Below are 15,476 nucleotides of genomic sequence, written 5' to 3'. Positions count from 1 at the left end.
TTAACCAATCGGTAAGGACTTCTCTTCAGCCCTGGTTTTCGGCAGCCGGATAACAAAGCAGGTGCCTTTGCCCCGGGCATCTTCAACGCTTATTTTACCATCGTGGTCTTCCGTGACGATAAAGTAGGAGACTGACAGGCCCAAGCCCGTTCCTTTATCCAATGGTTTTGTGGTGTAAAAAGGTTCGAAAATTCGGCGGCGGGTTTTTGCATCCATGCCCGGTCCATTGTCTTCGATTTCCACTTTTATCCAGGTGCCGTCATCCTGAACTCTCAGAACAAATGTGGGCTGGATGGCTGCATCTTTCATTTCAGCCATCGCCTCGGCACCATTTTTTAGAATGTTCATAAACACTTGCTGAAGCTTGCTGGCCTCGCAGGGAATCGGACCGACAGTCTCGTCATATTCCCGAACGATTCTGACCTGTTTGAAATCGTAATGCTTCTTCATGTCATAATCGGTTTTTAGCAGATCCAGGGTCTGATCTAATAGTATGCCGATGTCGTGGCTTGAGACCATCTTTTCACTCTTGCGGGCAAAGCTCAGCATGTTGCTGACGATTTCCGCAGCCATGCGCCCTGAACTGCGTATGTTTTCTATCATTTCCGGAAGCCTGCGCAGTTGCAGGTATTTTTGGATGGCCGATAGACTCGTTCCGGCGGCTTCTGCAGCTTTATGGTTGGCAGGCAAGTCTCCGGTCAGCCGGTTGGCCAATACGGAAGCATTCTGCAGGATGCCGGCCAGAGGATTATTGATCTCATGAGCCATGCCTGCGGCCAGCCCACCCACCGAGAGCATTTTTTCATTCTGCACCATCATTTCTCGCATCTTCTTCCACTCGGTGATGTCCCGGGTTATCGTCAAAATGAGATCTTCTTCGTTGATCCGTAAGAAACGGGCGGACATCAGGCCTACCTTGACTTCTCCGCTTTTAGTCACAAACTCTGCCTCGAGGTTTTCTACGAAGCCATCTCTGGTCAAGGCATCGACCAGTCGTTGCCGGTCATTCGGATTTTTCCAGATATTCAAGGAGAGAGAACTTTTCCCGCTGACATCCTCCTTAGTAAAACCCATTAATTTCGTGAAACCTTCATTGATATCGACGAACATGCCGTCGGTGGCCCTGTTTAAGTTGACCGAGTCCGGACTGGTGTGGAATGCCAGTCGAAATTGCTCTTCACTCTCACGCAACGCTTTTCCTGCAGCTTTAATGTCGCTGATATCGCGTGTGATACCTTCCACGCCGATGATTTCCCCTGCTTTGTTTTTGAGAAAATGCGCATTTGTCGAAGCCCACCATATCGACCCATCCTTGCGCTTCAGCCGGGCCTCGAAATTGGCAACATGACCTTCCTTTTGAAGGAGATTTAAAAATGTTTCCCGTTCTTCCGGAACCAGGTAAATCTCTTCTGCCATTTTCATTCCGGTGGCCTCCACGATGGAATATCCAGAGAGCCTGTAAACGGATGGGGATATGAATGTTATCCTGCCATGAAGATCCGTCCGGTAAAAAAGATCCGGGGTGTTTTCGATAAGGGCTTGATAATTTTTAACCTCTTCTTCGAGGCGCCTGACCTTTTTCAGCATATTTTCATATTTTAATTGATCGTTCATTCGGTAGTCCTTTTGGCGTGAAAGAGTCAGGGTATCTGATCTGACATTGATCCATGTTACGCCATTTTTTATGATGATGCCAGAATCTTCCTTTCCAACTGCTGGCCGGTAGAATTTGAGATCAAATCCTCTGCCTTTCCGTGCGCCTTTAATTTCCCCGTCTTTGTAAAACAAATGTAACAAGCTATTTTTATATTGTATTCTCCCCCTTTGGTTTGGTTATAATCGCTTCCGAGATAAGCTTCACGCAAGTCAACAATATTCGTCAAATCCCTGAATGTCTGTTATGAAAAATTCCAATCGCCAATAGAGGGAAATTATGCCCTGGCTGAAAAACATTCTGTTGGTCTATCCTGAAATTCCCAAAAACACCTACTGGAGTTTCGAATACTCGCTGCGATTTATCAACCGGTCTGCCGCCTTGCCGCCGCTGGGCCTGATTACCATTGCCGCGCTGCTGCCCAAGCGGTTTGACTTGAAGCTGGTCGACATGAACATCGAACCGCTGAAGCAAAGCGATCTCGAATGGGCCGATGCGGTCTTCGTATCGGCCATGATCATCCAGAAAGACTCCCTTGCGGACATTATCCGGATGTGCCGAAAGGCAGGCACGCCGGTTGTGGCCGGCGGACCCTATCCCACCGCCAGTCACGAAGAAATCCAAGGGGTGGACCATTTCGTGCTCGGAGAGGCGGAGGCCGTTTTGCCCGATTTTCTGGCCGATCTCGAAAACGGGATCGCCGGCAGAGTATACCGGGCCAAGCAAAAACCCGACATCACCCACACGGTGGTGCCGCGCTTCGATCTGCTGAAGATGAATCGATACGGTTCCATGGCCATTCAGTACTCCCGGGGCTGCCCGTTCAACTGCGAATTCTGCGACATCTGGATCATGTACGGCAACAAACCGCGGCTCAAATCCGCCGAAAGCATGGTTCGGGAAATCGACGCCCTATATCGCCTGGGCTGGCGGGGCTCCATTTTTATTGTGGATGACAACTTCATCGGCAATAAAACCAGAGTGAAAAGAGAACTGCTGCCGGCCATAGGACAGTGGGAAGACGAAAATCGGTTCGTGTTCGATTTTTACACGGAGGCCAGCATCAACATGGCCGACGATCCGGAATTGATGGACGGCATGAACGCCGTCGGTTTCGGTCAGGTTTTCGTCGGGATCGAAACGCCATCGAAAAAGAGCCTCTCCGAAACCGGCAAACGTCAGAATTTGAAATGTGATTTGCTGGAAGCGGTACGCACAATTCAGCAGCACGGAATTGAAGTGACGGCAGGTTTTATCCTTGGATTCGACAGTGATACCGAGGACATCTTCGACCGTCAAATCGATTTTATCCAGGCTGCCGGCATCCCCAAGGCCATGGTCGGCGTCCTTACCGCGCTTCCAGGAACGAAACTTTACCGGAGGCTGGAAAAAGATGGCCGGATCGTCGAAGGCAATCTGACGGGCAGCAACACTCACACCATGTGTACCAACGTTGCCACGACCCTGCCGCCGGACATCTTGAAACAAGGCTATAAAAAGGTTCTGGGCACCCTGTACGATGCAAATTTGAAGAATTATTTTGCCCGCTGCGAAACGCTGCTGGCGCGGTTGCAGGGCACCAGTTATCCGCGGCGACCGTTGCGTCTGTATGAAATCCGGGCGCTGCTCAAATCCATTGCGATCCAGCCTTTTACCCAGTATGGCTGGCAGTACCTCAAATTCGTGGGCCGCAACCTGATTCGGCGGCCCAGCCTGTTTGCCGAGGCCATCACCCATGCCGTGATGGGGCACCATTTTTATGTCATCACCCAGGAAACCCTTAAAGTGGATGCCGTTTCGTCCACACTCGACGACATTTATGAGAAAACCCGCGCCTATATCGGCCGGCAGGCAGATCTGGTAAAAGCTACTTCCGTCTTGCCGCGCCGAAAGCTATACGAAGGCTGGGCAGGCTGCATGGCCCAGTTCAAAAGAGCAAAAAACGTTATCGACCACGTCCACAAGGATTTTCGGGCTGATGTTGTCCGCCATTATTACGAAATGGTTTCCCGGACCCGGTCGCTATTCGAAGACGCCGAGCGGCAGCTTCACGTAACGGACTGACCCGCCTGACTTGTGACCATTTGTAAAAAAGATCCCCCTGGAATCAAGGCGCAGAATGGTTTTTATTTAACGAAGGGATTGAGCGAATTTGGCCCTTAATGGATGTGCATCGTTGCGCCTATTCGGTCTTGTAGTTCCATTGGGGGACGATTTTGTCGATGGTCACATCCCCGTAAACCACAGCTTTACCGTCGTTCTCCACGGCAAAGGTTTTGGCATCTTCAAGCAGTGCGAACGGAAAGGCCTCGTGCCCCATGGGACCGAAAACCTTGGACGAGCCGATCACGTAAAAAGCGGTGCGGCCGCTGATCCACATCCCTGAACTTCGATCAACCACCCACACGATAAGCGGCGTTACCGGATCGTCGATATAAGCGTTCTGTCTTCCCAGAAAGGCGAACAGGCACTGGGTGGAACAAAAGTGCAGGGTTTTTCCGTCTTTTGTTTGAATCTGGCACTTTCCGTAAGGGTAGCGCGCCGGGAACATTCCACAGACCACACAGTTGTCTTCCTGTTTCGGCTCGAGGATTTTGCCTTTCTCGATCCGGCGTTTGTTGATCGTTTGGTTTTCCTGAGCCACACTCACTTTTGCGGTGAGCAGCGCCCTGGGATAGTCGACCACCGTGCCGCCGCAGGTTGCCTTAAAAGCATCGGCTTCGGATTTTGCGGCAAAGACGACTTTGGAAACCGGGCTCATGGTTCCGGCCGCGGTGGATCCCATGACGATAAATGCCTTTTCGGCCGGGATGGACTTCTCCGGATGGTGATAGATCGTGAGCATGACCTGCTCCGGGTCCTGGCCGGATTTAAGCGCCCAGTCGGCCAGGCAATGAAAGGAGCAGACCTGGGACACCTCCATGACGGGAGAAAACGTGATCCATGTTCGGGCCCACATGGGGCGGATCATGCCGCAAACCGGGCATCGTCCCGGATACCGGTTGTCCGGTGGCATGATGGGATGCTGCACCTTGCAAGCATCGGCGTTGACGATGGCGGGGAACAGCGACGGCGAGACCGTCGAGAAGGCAAGAAACTTCAGGAAACTGCGGCGAGGAATGGATTTCATAGGGCACTCCTTTCCTGTTAGCCATAGCACTACCCAGGATTCAAAGCAATTGATCATCCTAAAAACAGGAGTTTACGTTGTCGCTCCTTTTCGTGCTTTTACCCATGGCATCCATTTACAGCGCTGACAATCGGCGCCGGTTTATTTCTGGACAATAGCCTTGATGCGTTCATAAATATCGGTGGGGCTGCTCTGGCTGCGGCTGGCAATTTCTTTCAGCGTCAGTTCTCCGGAAGCTTCGATTCCTTTGCCTGCCAGGCCCTGAATCACTTTGGCCATGTCCAGGCCATGGCGGGTGCAGAATTGGTCGAGCGTCAGGTTGCCGGTCCCCGGCTGGGGGTCTTCGGGAAGCAGGCTCGAGCCCTCTCCAGTGGAGGGGAGAACCATTGCTGCCGTTTTAAAGATTTCGTAAATCTGCTGGGGGGACCGGTTGTATTGATCGGCGATCGCCTGCAGGGTCATGTCCGCATTGGCCGCCGGGTATCCGGCTGCCTCCAGCATCTGCATGCTTTTATCGAGGTCCAGGTTCATCTTTTTGGCGAAAATCTGCAAAGAGGACAGTTCGGCATGGCCGTAAGGCGGTTCCCCGTATTTTGCCGTTCCGCTATCCTTGATCTGTCCATTCAGGGTGATCACCCAACTGAACGGAGGCACCGAAAAATAGGTGCACACAACGCATGCAATGGTAATGAGAAGTGCTGCGTTAAATTCTGGTGTGAAAACCGTCAGCTGTTTGGCCTTGTTTTTCAGGTACGCAATCAGCGGCTTCCAGTTGTAGTAGATATGGAGAAACAGGGCGATAAGGAAAAGAAGACCCAGGTTGATATGGATGTCGCCCCAGTCCGTTTTGGACAGCCCCCACAACTTCCAGTTCGCCCAGTAAGCCACCCGGCCGTGGGGAACGATATACAAGACAATACTGGTAAGGACCATCAAGACAAACGACAGCGCTGCGGTCAAAGAAGTTGCTTTTCGAATGTTCATGTTTTTTTCCTTTTCCCTCGAACCGGGCATCCTGATTTCGTCTGCGTTTCAACGGGTCGACTCGCCAGCCGTGATGGCGGCCGGTATTATAGTAATGCGGTCTTTCCGGCATGTCCATATCGACTCCAATATAGAACGAACGCAACGGAAAACGTTACATCATCAATCAAGGGAAAGGGTGTCGCCGGCACACAACTTTTCGATTCCGAACGCGTTGTGAAATTCTGCCAGAGCGGGTAGAGTCGTACAATGCATGGGATATAGATGTTCCACGGTGTTCTTTTTAAAATAGTCGATGGTCTTTCGCAGTTGGGTTGAATCCCCCATCAGGTGAAATCCCCCGAGAACCATATGGACATGGCGTTGGCCGGTGACCTGTCTGGCATGTTCGACGATATTGCAGATACCGGCATGGGAGCATCCGGTAACGATTACCAGGCCCTTTTCGGTTTCGATGGCAAGGGCGCTGTCATCCATAATGAAATCCTCATGCCGCTGGGTTTCCTCCATATGAAAAAAGGCTGTCTGCCGCGATTCGAAGTCATTCAATCTGGGGATCTCCCCCAGAAAGTAAATGGCCTCGCAAATCCGGTAAGGTTCTTTCGACAGAATCAGGTTGAAGCGCCGTTCAAGTTCCTGCCGGGTGCAGGCCATCCCGTTGTACGCGCCGTTGGCTTTTCGCCGGTCCACAAAAATCCCGGGGTGGGCCAGAAGATTCTTCTCTCCTTTTTCAGGCAATGCCCGAAGCCCGTCAGTGTGGTCCCAATGCCCGTGGCTCAGCACAATCCAGTCGGCCGTATGCGGATCGATATCCAGCAGGGCGGCGTTGTGCATGAAAACATCCGAGGCGCCGGTATCGAATAAAATCCGTTTTTCCGCTTCGATGAAAACGGAGAATCCATGCTGGCCGATAAATTTTTTATCCAGGAATCCCATTTTCGCCTGGTCTTCGCACAAAATGGAAAGGGTGATATCATGCTTCATGATTGCTCCTTATGGGTTTGCCTGCCCGATTATACCGCATGCTGTTTGTGTTTTTCCAGGCGATGGCTCAAGAGCGTGCCCGCCGAGCAGACGATCAGATAGACCAGCCCGGCAAACAGGTAGAGTTCCACCGAACGCGCCTCGCGTGCATCCACCAGGTTGACGCGCCGCAAAAAATCCCTCAGCCCGATGACGTAGGCCAGGGAGGTATCCTGGAAGATGATCACCGCCTGGGTAACCAGAGACGGCACCATGTTTCGCAGTGCCTGGGGCAGAATCACATAGCGGGCGCTCTGCCAGGTCGTCAGCCCGCTGGAGAGCGCCGCCTGGGCCTGGCCATCCGGGATGGATTGAATCCCGGCCCGGATGATTTCCGCAAAATACGAGGCCTCGTAAACGATAAAGGAAACGGCGGCGGCCCAGAAGGCGTCCAGTTTTTTGCCCGTAAGCACGGGGAAGAGAAAATAGATCCAGAAGATGACTAGGATCAATGGCAGCCCGCGCATAAAATGGACATACAGGGAGGCCGGATAGTAAAACCATACAACACGCGATAGGCGGCCCGCGGCCAGAAGCAAGCCCAGCAGCAGGCCGCCGCAAAGGGCGATCAGGGCCAACTGGACCGTCACCAAAAGGCCTGCGGCCATGAAAGCCGCGTTTTCGGCAATGACTGCCAGATCCATTTTCTATTGCTCCCTGACGATCATGCCGGGGATGGCGGTCCGCTTTTCGACCAGCGACATGAAAAATGCCACGCAGATGGCGATGGAGAGATAAACCAGGCTGGCCCCTGTGGTGGTCTCCAGTCCGTGCCAGGTAAACGAGTCGATGTAATAGGCAGTGTGGGTAATTTCCATGACGCCGATGGTCATGGTCAGGGCCGAATTCTTAAAGCAGGTAAGAAATTCGGTGGTAAAGGGCGGCAGAATGATTCGGCATGCATAGGGCAGGATGACATAGCGATAGGTCTGATAGGTGTTCAGGCCCATGGAGTAGGCCGCCTGGTACTGGTCCCTCGGGATGGCCGCAAGGCCGGAGCGGAATTGTTCGGCGACCCGGGAGGCCGTGTAGATGCCCAGCGCCGCGCTGCCCGCCCAGAAGGAGTAATCGGGTACGTTGTCGTAGAGCCACGCCTGTGCGGATTCCGGCAGCAGTAGCGGAGCGGCGTAATACCAGAAGAAAAGCTGTACCAGCAGCGGGGTGTTGCGAAAGAACTGGACGTAGGCGAAGCCGACAAATCGCAGCCATGGCGACCGGGAAACCCGCAAAAGGGCCACCAGAATTCCCACCGCCACGGCGATGACCCAGGCCATGGTGGAAAGCTTTAGGGTGGTAAGGGTCCCATCCAGAAACATCCGGCCGTATGGTGCGCGCCAGAGTACCGTCCAGTCAAACGTATATTCCAATAAACCCAAAGGTAATCCACCCAAAAACCGATACGGTCAGAAAGAAGATGGCCGAGGCCTCCCGTAATAGAGAGCCTCGGCCCGGGTCATTTTTTTCTACTAATCCGGATAACTCAAAGCCTTGAGCAGTGTTTTGTACTCGTCGCTCATGGGCAGGGGCACGACACCCTCCGGGCCGAACCACTTGGCGTAGATTTTTTCGAATTTGCCGCTTTTAATGGTTTGAATCAGCGTTTCGTTGACGAAATCCCGCCATTCGCCCTGATTTTCGGGAAGAATGATGCCGTAGGGCTCGTAGGTCAGATATCGACCGACAATTTTCCAGTCCTCGGGATTGCGGGCTTTGGCTTTCATACCTGCCAGAATGCTGGCATCGGTAAAGTAGGCATGGATTTTACCCTGTTGAAGGGCCAGAAAGCCTTTGTTGTGCTCTTCGAAAAGCACCTTCTGGCACGTGGGCTGAATCAAGCCGGAGGCGACGGCCCGGTCGATGCCTTTGATATTGGCGGTCGATCCGCTGCCCATTCCCACGCGTTTACCGGCCAGGTCCGGAAAGTCTTTGATGGAACTGTCTTTGGGAACAATAATCCGGGTGCCGGTGAGAAAATAGGGCAGGCTGAAATCGACCACCTTTTCCCTGGCCAGGGTAATCGTCGTCGAACCGATACCGATATCGACGGTCCCGTTAATCACCAACGGAATGCGGGTTTTGGGATTGATGGGCTGCCTTACCAGTTCAATCTCCTTGCCAAAATGGGTGCTGAGGGCGTTGACGATTTCCTGACCCAGATCCACGCCGAAGCCGACCCACTGGCCTTTTTCATTCATGAAGCCGAAAGGAACGGAGCCTTCCCGAAACCCCATGGTAACCTTGCCGGTCTTTTCGATCCGGTCGAGAATTCCTTCGCTTTGAGCCGGCGCAGCCACCACCAGCGACATCAGCAGGCAAACCGCACCCAGCATCAGTGAAATGTTCTTCTTGCCAATGATCCGCGATCCTTTATTCATGTTGCTCCCTTTCTTTTTTGACCCGAACCGGGCGTTTGAATGTTACAGATACCGCATCCTGATTGAATTGGTTTCTTTTGAGTATAAACTCATTTTCATGAAAAACTGGCGAAGTCCAATTCATAATTTGGATGCATGGGGAAGATGATATTTTTCTTTTCAATAGCCGGTAGAAAGGAGGTTGCCCGGTAAGCGCCGACCGAAACCGCTTGACTTGACAGGTGGCTGCGGGTAAAAGATCGACTAAGCAGTGTTCATTTCTGAGTGGGCACTAAGTAAGCGTCACGAAGGCGCTGCGTTAGACACAGATAATCGGATTTTTTTTAAGGCCACGAAGGCATCGGCAGGGAAGAACCCGGAGCCGGACGCGTGGCCTTTTTATTTTGAATGAAGATTGGTTTCAACCAGTGAAGGCGCCAGTGAGAAAACGGATTTGTGTAATTGACGGACAGGGGGGCGGCATCGGTTCAACGGTGATCAAATACCTCAGAACGGCCCATGGCGAATCGATCGAACTGATCGCTCTGGGTACCAATGCTATTGCCGCATCCCAGATGCTGCGGGCCGGAGCCAACCGCTGCGCATCAGGGGAGAATGCCATCTGCCACACCACGGAATCAGTGGAGTGCATCATCGGTCCGGTCTCCATCACCTGGGCCAATGCTATGCTTGGCGAGGTGACGCCACGTATGGCCGAGGCAGTGACCTCCAGCGAGGCGTTCAAGCTATTGCTGCCCCTGTTTCAGGAAAATGCCGAGATCGTCGGGGTCGTTTCCGAACCGCTGCCTCACCTGGTGCAGGAACTGGTAGAAAAGCGTTTAAAGGAGGTACTCGATCATGTGTGAAGCCAACGCCTATATGGTAAAAAACGATGAGGAAATTCTGTTGATGGAATCGGTCGATCTCGTGGAACCCGAGCCAGACGGTACGTTCCGCCTGGTGGGGATCTTTGGCGACCAGATGACCGTCAAGGGAAAGCTCAAGCGGATGAATCTGGTGGATCATCGAATTTTGTTCGAGGCGTGAGAGAGCCAGTTTTGCATCTTGGGAATTGACTGACAATGCCCGGCAGCGGCCGGAGATCCACCGGCCGCTGCCGACCAGTGTTTCGAACCATATGCTGCGATTCAACCCTGACCGAAGGGCAACGGAATCCGGCTACCCGATCCGAAAGAGCAGATCGGTGCGCAAGCTTGGATAGTGTGCGACCAGCAGCAACCCGACGCCCATCAGCCCCACAACGGCCAGTCGTATCCGATTGTCGCTTTTTTCAAGTCTTGTAATATCCAGCAGCGCAAAACCGGCCGCCAGGAATTGGATCGAGAGAATCAGACGCAGGCCGTTCATCTCTCCTAACCAGGGAATCAGCACAAACCCGGCAACAAAAGAACCGAGCAATCCACCCACGGTGTTCAGGGCATAGGCAGTTCCCACGGATCGCCCCGTATCGGCCAGCGTTTGGATGCAAAGACGGTTCACCAGCGGAAAGGCAGCGCCCAGGAAAAGGGTCGGCACCAGCATCAGGCCGAACGACACGATGGCTTGAAACGGAACAAGATTGAGAAAATGACTTGGAAACGCATGATCCAACCTGGCGAAAACAAATTGACCGTTTCCCAATAGTTGGCTGACGCCAAGTGCTGTCAAGAAGGCGGCGGCCTGGGTGCCGGCCAGCCAGATGAGCGGATGGCCGACGTGATCGGCCCGGCAGGAGAAGAGCAGGCTGCCAGCGGCCAGGCCGACGATAAAGGTGGCCACCACGAGGGTGAAACAATAGGTGGTGGGGCCGGCGACGAGGCCGAGCAGGCGCGTCCAGAAAACTTCGTAGGCCATGGCGCAAAACCCGGACACGGCGAAAAGCGAAACGCCCCAGCGCATCTTTACTTGGAAGGCGCTATTTTTCGCTCTCGGATTCGGTAATACAGGTTCCAGTGGTTCTGCCGGCCGGCTGCCCTCACCGGCTGCAAAGCGAGAGACTGCAATACAGGACAGGCCGATCAAGATGTTGAGGCAGGCAAACATCCCAAGGGTGGTCGATACCCCAAGGGTTTCGATCAGCAAGAATCCACACAGGATCACCCCTAACGCCGCACCCGCGGTGTTGAGCCCGTACAGCAGGCCGGTTCGGGCACCTACGTGATCCAGGCGCAGAACATAAAAGCGGCACAACACCGGCAGTGCGGCTCCCATGAGCCCTGCGGGCACCGCCAGAATGAGGACAAAACCCAGAAAGGCGGCCATCCGACAGCCCCAGAAGCCAGGCGGCAGCCGGCTATAAATCGTTTGGTAGAGCGGGGCAGCGGCCTGGATCATGAAGGGCACGGCCACGGCACAAACCCCGATGCCGATTTCAAGCAGGCCATAGAGAGACAGAAGCACACCGCGCCCGGAAAGTCGGTCTACCACATGTCCGGCCAGATAGCTTCCCAGGGCCATTCCGGCCATGAACACGCACAGCACCGTGGCTACGGCAAATGGTGCGCCGCCGGTGAGTGTTTCGATCAACCGGACCCAGATGACTTCGTAGACCAGACCGGCCATTCCGGACAGAAAAAAACAACCGGCCACGAAAAGAGAAAGCATTTTAGGTGTCCGTTGGTTGTCAGGAACCGTTCTTCGCGCGCCGTGCTTTCCAGCCGTAAAAAAAGCCGCACAAACCGAAGATAATCGACAGGCCTGCAATCGTTTTAATCGGTCGACTCGTTTTGCCGGTAGATATCGGGGCAACGGATTGATCTTTCGGTTGATTCTCGCCTTCGGGAATGACTTCGAAATCGAGGGCCAGGCGGTGTCCCATACCGTCGCTGACCGCCGCCTGCCAGGTTCCCGGTTTGTCCGTCAGGATCATGAAACGGCCGTTGCGATCCGTCCGACCGGTTTGAAAGACGATCTCCGCCCCGGGGGCTTTGATTTCAACGGCGGCATAGCTCATCAATTCGCCGTCGTCATACATGGCCGTTATGCAATAGCCCTCGACCGTTTCAACATAGCCTTCGACGCCATGACACAGGCCCTCGGAGACGGTTGCCATCGCAACGACCATTCCGGTGAGAAATATGAGAATAGGCTTCATTTCGCTTTCCTTTTAATTGTCTCATTTGCCGAGAGTGCACGATTTTTTGATCGATGCATATGATCGAAAAAGATGTAGGCTACAGCCCCCAAGCCGATGGTGCCGAATCCATAAAGGGCGGTAACCGGCCGGCTTTTGATGGAGAAAAAGATGATCCATAAATTGCTGAGAATAAACAAAAGCGGCGTCAGTGGGTAGGCGAATGTGCGATAGGCAGGCCCGACGGATGAAGAGAATCGGCGGATGCGCATCAGCCCGATGACGGTGAGCATGGCAAACAGCGAGAGCGTGAAGCCGATATACAGCAAAAGGGTTTCGAAGGATGCCGAGACCACCATCACTATGGCAATGGCGGCCTGCAGCGCAATGGATGCGGCCGGTGTCTGACGATTTTGGCTCAGTTTGCCGAACAGATCGAAAAAAACGCGGTCCCTGGACATGGCATAGTAAATCCTCGGTCCGGTGAGAATCATGGCGCTCATTACGGACAAAAGACCCAAAGCGACCGCGCCACTGAAAAGGCGGCTGATGTCCAGCCCGAAAAGAGATTCCGCCGACTTGGCGCCGATCTCCAGAACGCCTTGCATGGCTTCGGGAGGCAGGGCGTAAAGGTAAACCAGGTTGAGCAGCAGATACAAGACCACCACAACAACGGTGCCGGTGAGAAGGGAAAGCGGAATATTTCTTTGGGGAGCGGTGATTTCGCTCCCCAGATACGCAGATGCATTCCACCCGCTGTAGGCGAAGGAGACGAAAATCAGGGCAACGGCGAACTTCTCAGCTGACCAGGGGATCGGTGCCGCAGCCAAAAGATGGTCTCTGGAGCCGTCTCCCAGCAGGAACCCGGCGCCGATGAACGCGATCACCAATGCGATCTTGAACAGGGTCAGTCCGTTTTGCACCCGGCTGCCGATGCGTAGGCTATGGTAATGGAGAAAAGAGAGAAGGCCAATCACACCGATGGCGGTCAGGGTCACGGGCGACAGGAACGCAAATCGGCTGCCGAATAGCGACGGGTCGACGCCGTGCGCCATGGAAACCGAAAACGCCTGGAAAAGGTACGTGGCAAAGGCCACAGCCGCAGCGGCGATGGGAGCGGAAAAGCCGACGATCAGGGAGATCCAGCCGGAGAGAAAACCCACCGGTTTGCCCAGGCTCTCTTTTAAAAAGACATATTCCCCGCCGGCCCGGGGGAACCGCGCCCCCAGTTCTCCATAGCAAAGCGCGCCGCAAAGGGCGAACAAACCGCCGCACAGCCAGCACAGAAGCAAGACCTTGGGATCGCCTAATTCGGCCATGATAAAGCCAGAGGTCGTGAAAATACCGGTGCCGACCATATTGGCGATCACCAGGGCCGTTGCCGAGAACGGCCCCAATTCTCTTTTCAATTTTATCCCTCCGTAACTCACTTTACTTCGAAGGTAAACGCCACATTATGCATAAACTCATCGCAGACCGCCGGGTCCGAATAAGGGCAGCGATGGGAGAGCACGATCATCCAGTAGCCGGCTTTTTCCAGTTTAAGATCGGCCTGGCCCTGGTTATCCGTGACGGTCTCCACCGGAAAATGGCTATGGCCGTGGCCCTTGTGCCCTTTCGCTGTATTCTTACGCGAGGCGGTGTCAGCGGCTTCGAACCCGGCGTAGGTGGCTCTGATTTTTGCATCGGGAAGGGGATTGCCGTCAAACAGCAACTTGATGGATAGCGTGTCCCCCGGTTTCATTTGTTTGAAATCAGTAAGCGGGACGATTTCCAGGGGTTGACCGGCCGTTTGGGTGAGATTTTTATCGCTTCCGCCGGCAATGAGGATGGTTTTGCCCTGGATATGATAGTTGGTGCACTTAATGGCATTAGCAACGGTTGTCTTGTTTCCCCATTCACGGCCTTTCGGAGTCTTCGTGAAAAATCCCGGTTTGATCCGGGCGGTAACAAGGTAGGCCCCCGGCTTGTCGATTTTCAGCCGATACAAACCGGTCGAGACTTTGGAAAGATCGACCGCAATCCCGTCGGGATCCATCGCCTGAATCGCTTCCACCCGGCCTTCTTTAAGTTCCTCATCGACCCGGTTGGCTGGAAACTTGTGCCCCCAGCCGATACCAATATCGACGGTTGTCCCGACCTCAGGGAACTGGTTGGAAGGATTCAACCAAATGTTGTGGGCGTAAGCGGCAGGGCAGATGGCGACCAGCAGGACAGCAACCCACATTAGAACGATATGCGCGTTTTTCTTCATTTTTTCTCTCCATACGATATGCAAAGCGTGGTAAGAAGCAACAAAAGACGGTTGGCAAGTATTTCTTCAACCGCCTTTGGGTTGCATCGAATGATTGGTTTTTTATCCATCCAGAAACCGGATCTTCCGGCAGGTCATTGAGATACGAACTTGACCATCCCGCGCTGCGGCTGGCCCTCAAGGCACCGGCCGACGAAAATCATTCCCAGCCAGTTCTCTTTTTCAGCCTTGATTTTTGCCAGTATCGTATCCAGGTTCCCCATGATCACTTTCTCTTTTTCCGGAAAACCTGCATTGTAGACAACCGCCACGGGAAGGTCTTTGGGATAGTACTTGTTAAGACTGTTAATCAGTGTGTCCGCATGGTTGAGGGCCATGTAGAAGGCCATCGTTATCGGATATTTGGAAAGATCCTTCAAAATGGCGTCATCCTGCGGCCGACCGAAAAGAAACATGGGGGCGGTAAGCATGACGAATCGTGTGTCATAGGCAGGAATCGACGATTTTTTTAACGCGGCCATGGACGCCTGAAAGCAGCCCAGGCCAGGGATGATCTCGAATTCATCCTCTTTGAGCCCCTCGATCACGCGGTGCGAAGGGCCGAATACGCATGGATCGCCGCTGTCCAGTATCGCAACAGTTTTACCCCGGGCCACTTCCTCCCTGATCCTTGCGGCTGTTTGGTCCCAGAAGTTGATCCTTTCTTCCACATAGAGCTTTTTTTCCTCGGGACTCAGTTTGTCCCGATCCCGCCAACTATATTTAAATTTGCCCCGCCAGGGACTGCCGAGGATGGTTTTACCCTTCAGATAGTCGGAAAAACGATCCTGCATCTGATCGGAGCAAAAGATGAAGTCCGCTTTTTTTATCGTTTCGATGGCTTTTACCGTGGCATGCTCCGGCCCCGCCGGTCCTGTGCCAATTACGTAGCATTTCCCCTGAACTTTGCCGTCCGCATGCACATCGGCCGTCAAGGCAAGCGATGAAAACATAAAAATACAGAT

The 15,476-nt window shown here is 53.6% G+C and carries 15 protein-coding genes; 3 read left to right on the top strand and 12 right to left on the bottom strand.

Annotated elements, in window-relative coordinates:
• Window positions 1-1,788: a PAS domain-containing sensor histidine kinase gene (locus tag GN111_RS13610; protein WP_155304270.1), complete on the bottom strand. Its 1,788-nt coding sequence runs from the start codon at window positions 1,786-1,788 to the stop codon at window positions 1-3.
• A gap of 145 nt (window positions 1,789-1,933) precedes the next feature.
• Between GN111_RS13610 and GN111_RS13605 the strand changes: the two genes are divergently transcribed.
• Window positions 1,934-3,718 carry a B12-binding domain-containing radical SAM protein gene (locus tag GN111_RS13605; RefSeq protein ID WP_155304269.1) on the top strand — a complete coding sequence of 595 codons (1,785 nt, stop codon included), beginning with the start codon at window positions 1,934-1,936 and terminating at the stop codon, window positions 3,716-3,718.
• Between the two features lie 118 nt (window positions 3,719-3,836).
• Here the strand turns inward: GN111_RS13605 and GN111_RS13600 are convergent, their stop codons facing one another.
• The 6 genes from GN111_RS13600 to GN111_RS13575 all read right to left on the bottom strand — a co-directional run bounded on the left by GN111_RS13600 (window position 3,837) and on the right by GN111_RS13575 (window position 9,166).
• A complete protein-coding gene (locus GN111_RS13600) occupies window positions 3,837-4,784 on the bottom strand; it encodes a nitrous oxide reductase accessory protein NosL (protein WP_170302273.1) in 948 nt (315 codons plus the stop codon).
• Window positions 4,785-4,925: 141 nt separating this feature from the next.
• Window positions 4,926-5,768 carry a DUF4405 domain-containing protein gene (locus GN111_RS13595; RefSeq protein ID WP_155304267.1) on the bottom strand — a complete coding sequence of 281 codons (843 nt, stop codon included), beginning with the start codon at window positions 5,766-5,768 and terminating at the stop codon, window positions 4,926-4,928.
• Between the two features lie 162 nt (window positions 5,769-5,930).
• Complete coding sequence (locus tag GN111_RS13590; RefSeq protein ID WP_155304266.1) at window positions 5,931-6,752, bottom strand: MBL fold metallo-hydrolase; 822 nt, start codon at window positions 6,750-6,752, stop codon at window positions 5,931-5,933.
• Window positions 6,753-6,781: 29 nt separating this feature from the next.
• The gene (locus tag GN111_RS13585; RefSeq protein ID WP_155304265.1) at window positions 6,782-7,435 is read right to left on the bottom strand and encodes an amino acid ABC transporter permease; all 654 of its coding nucleotides are present in this window, start codon (window positions 7,433-7,435) and stop codon (window positions 6,782-6,784) included.
• A 3-nt stretch (window positions 7,436-7,438) separates the two neighbouring features.
• Window positions 7,439-8,167, bottom strand: a complete 729-nt coding sequence (locus GN111_RS13580; RefSeq protein WP_231715738.1) for an amino acid ABC transporter permease — start codon at window positions 8,165-8,167, stop codon at window positions 7,439-7,441.
• A 90-nt stretch (window positions 8,168-8,257) separates the two neighbouring features.
• Window positions 8,258-9,166: a transporter substrate-binding domain-containing protein gene (locus GN111_RS13575; protein WP_231715737.1), complete on the bottom strand. Its 909-nt coding sequence runs from the start codon at window positions 9,164-9,166 to the stop codon at window positions 8,258-8,260.
• 419 nt (window positions 9,167-9,585) lie between these two features.
• Between GN111_RS13575 and GN111_RS13570 the strand changes: the two genes are divergently transcribed.
• Complete coding sequence (locus GN111_RS13570; RefSeq protein WP_155304264.1) at window positions 9,586-10,011, top strand: DUF3842 family protein; 426 nt, start codon at window positions 9,586-9,588, stop codon at window positions 10,009-10,011.
• Window positions 10,004-10,192, top strand: a complete 189-nt coding sequence (locus GN111_RS13565) for a CooT family nickel-binding protein (protein WP_155304263.1) — start codon at window positions 10,004-10,006, stop codon at window positions 10,190-10,192. The genes GN111_RS13570 and GN111_RS13565 overlap by 8 nt, the downstream gene beginning before the upstream one ends.
• 132 nt (window positions 10,193-10,324) lie before the next feature.
• Here GN111_RS13565 and GN111_RS13560 read toward each other — a convergent pair whose 3' ends face one another.
• From GN111_RS13560 to GN111_RS13540, 5 genes are all read right to left on the bottom strand, one after another.
• Complete coding sequence (locus GN111_RS13560) at window positions 10,325-11,749, bottom strand: fused MFS/spermidine synthase (RefSeq protein WP_155304262.1); 1,425 nt, start codon at window positions 11,747-11,749, stop codon at window positions 10,325-10,327.
• A 19-nt stretch (window positions 11,750-11,768) separates the two neighbouring features.
• The gene (locus tag GN111_RS13555; protein WP_155304261.1) at window positions 11,769-12,239 is read right to left on the bottom strand and encodes a hypothetical protein; all 471 of its coding nucleotides are present in this window, start codon (window positions 12,237-12,239) and stop codon (window positions 11,769-11,771) included.
• The gene (locus GN111_RS13550; protein ID WP_197740546.1) at window positions 12,236-13,627 is read right to left on the bottom strand and encodes an APC family permease; all 1,392 of its coding nucleotides are present in this window, start codon (window positions 13,625-13,627) and stop codon (window positions 12,236-12,238) included. Before GN111_RS13550 ends, GN111_RS13555 begins: the two co-directional genes overlap by 4 nt.
• Window positions 13,628-13,644: 17 nt before the next feature.
• Window positions 13,645-14,472 carry a DUF4198 domain-containing protein gene (locus GN111_RS13545; RefSeq protein WP_155304260.1) on the bottom strand — a complete coding sequence of 276 codons (828 nt, stop codon included), beginning with the start codon at window positions 14,470-14,472 and terminating at the stop codon, window positions 13,645-13,647.
• A 134-nt stretch (window positions 14,473-14,606) separates the two neighbouring features.
• Window positions 14,607-15,464 carry an SAM-dependent methyltransferase gene (locus tag GN111_RS13540; protein ID WP_170302272.1) on the bottom strand — a complete coding sequence of 286 codons (858 nt, stop codon included), beginning with the start codon at window positions 15,462-15,464 and terminating at the stop codon, window positions 14,607-14,609.
• Window positions 15,465-15,476 lie beyond the last annotated feature (12 nt).

Source organism: Desulfosarcina widdelii, from assembly GCF_009688965.1.
Taxonomy (GTDB): domain Bacteria; phylum Desulfobacterota; class Desulfobacteria; order Desulfobacterales; family Desulfosarcinaceae; genus Desulfosarcina; species Desulfosarcina widdelii.
Note: the sequence above shows the minus strand (reverse complement) of the source record. Positions and strands in the feature narration are given on the sequence as shown.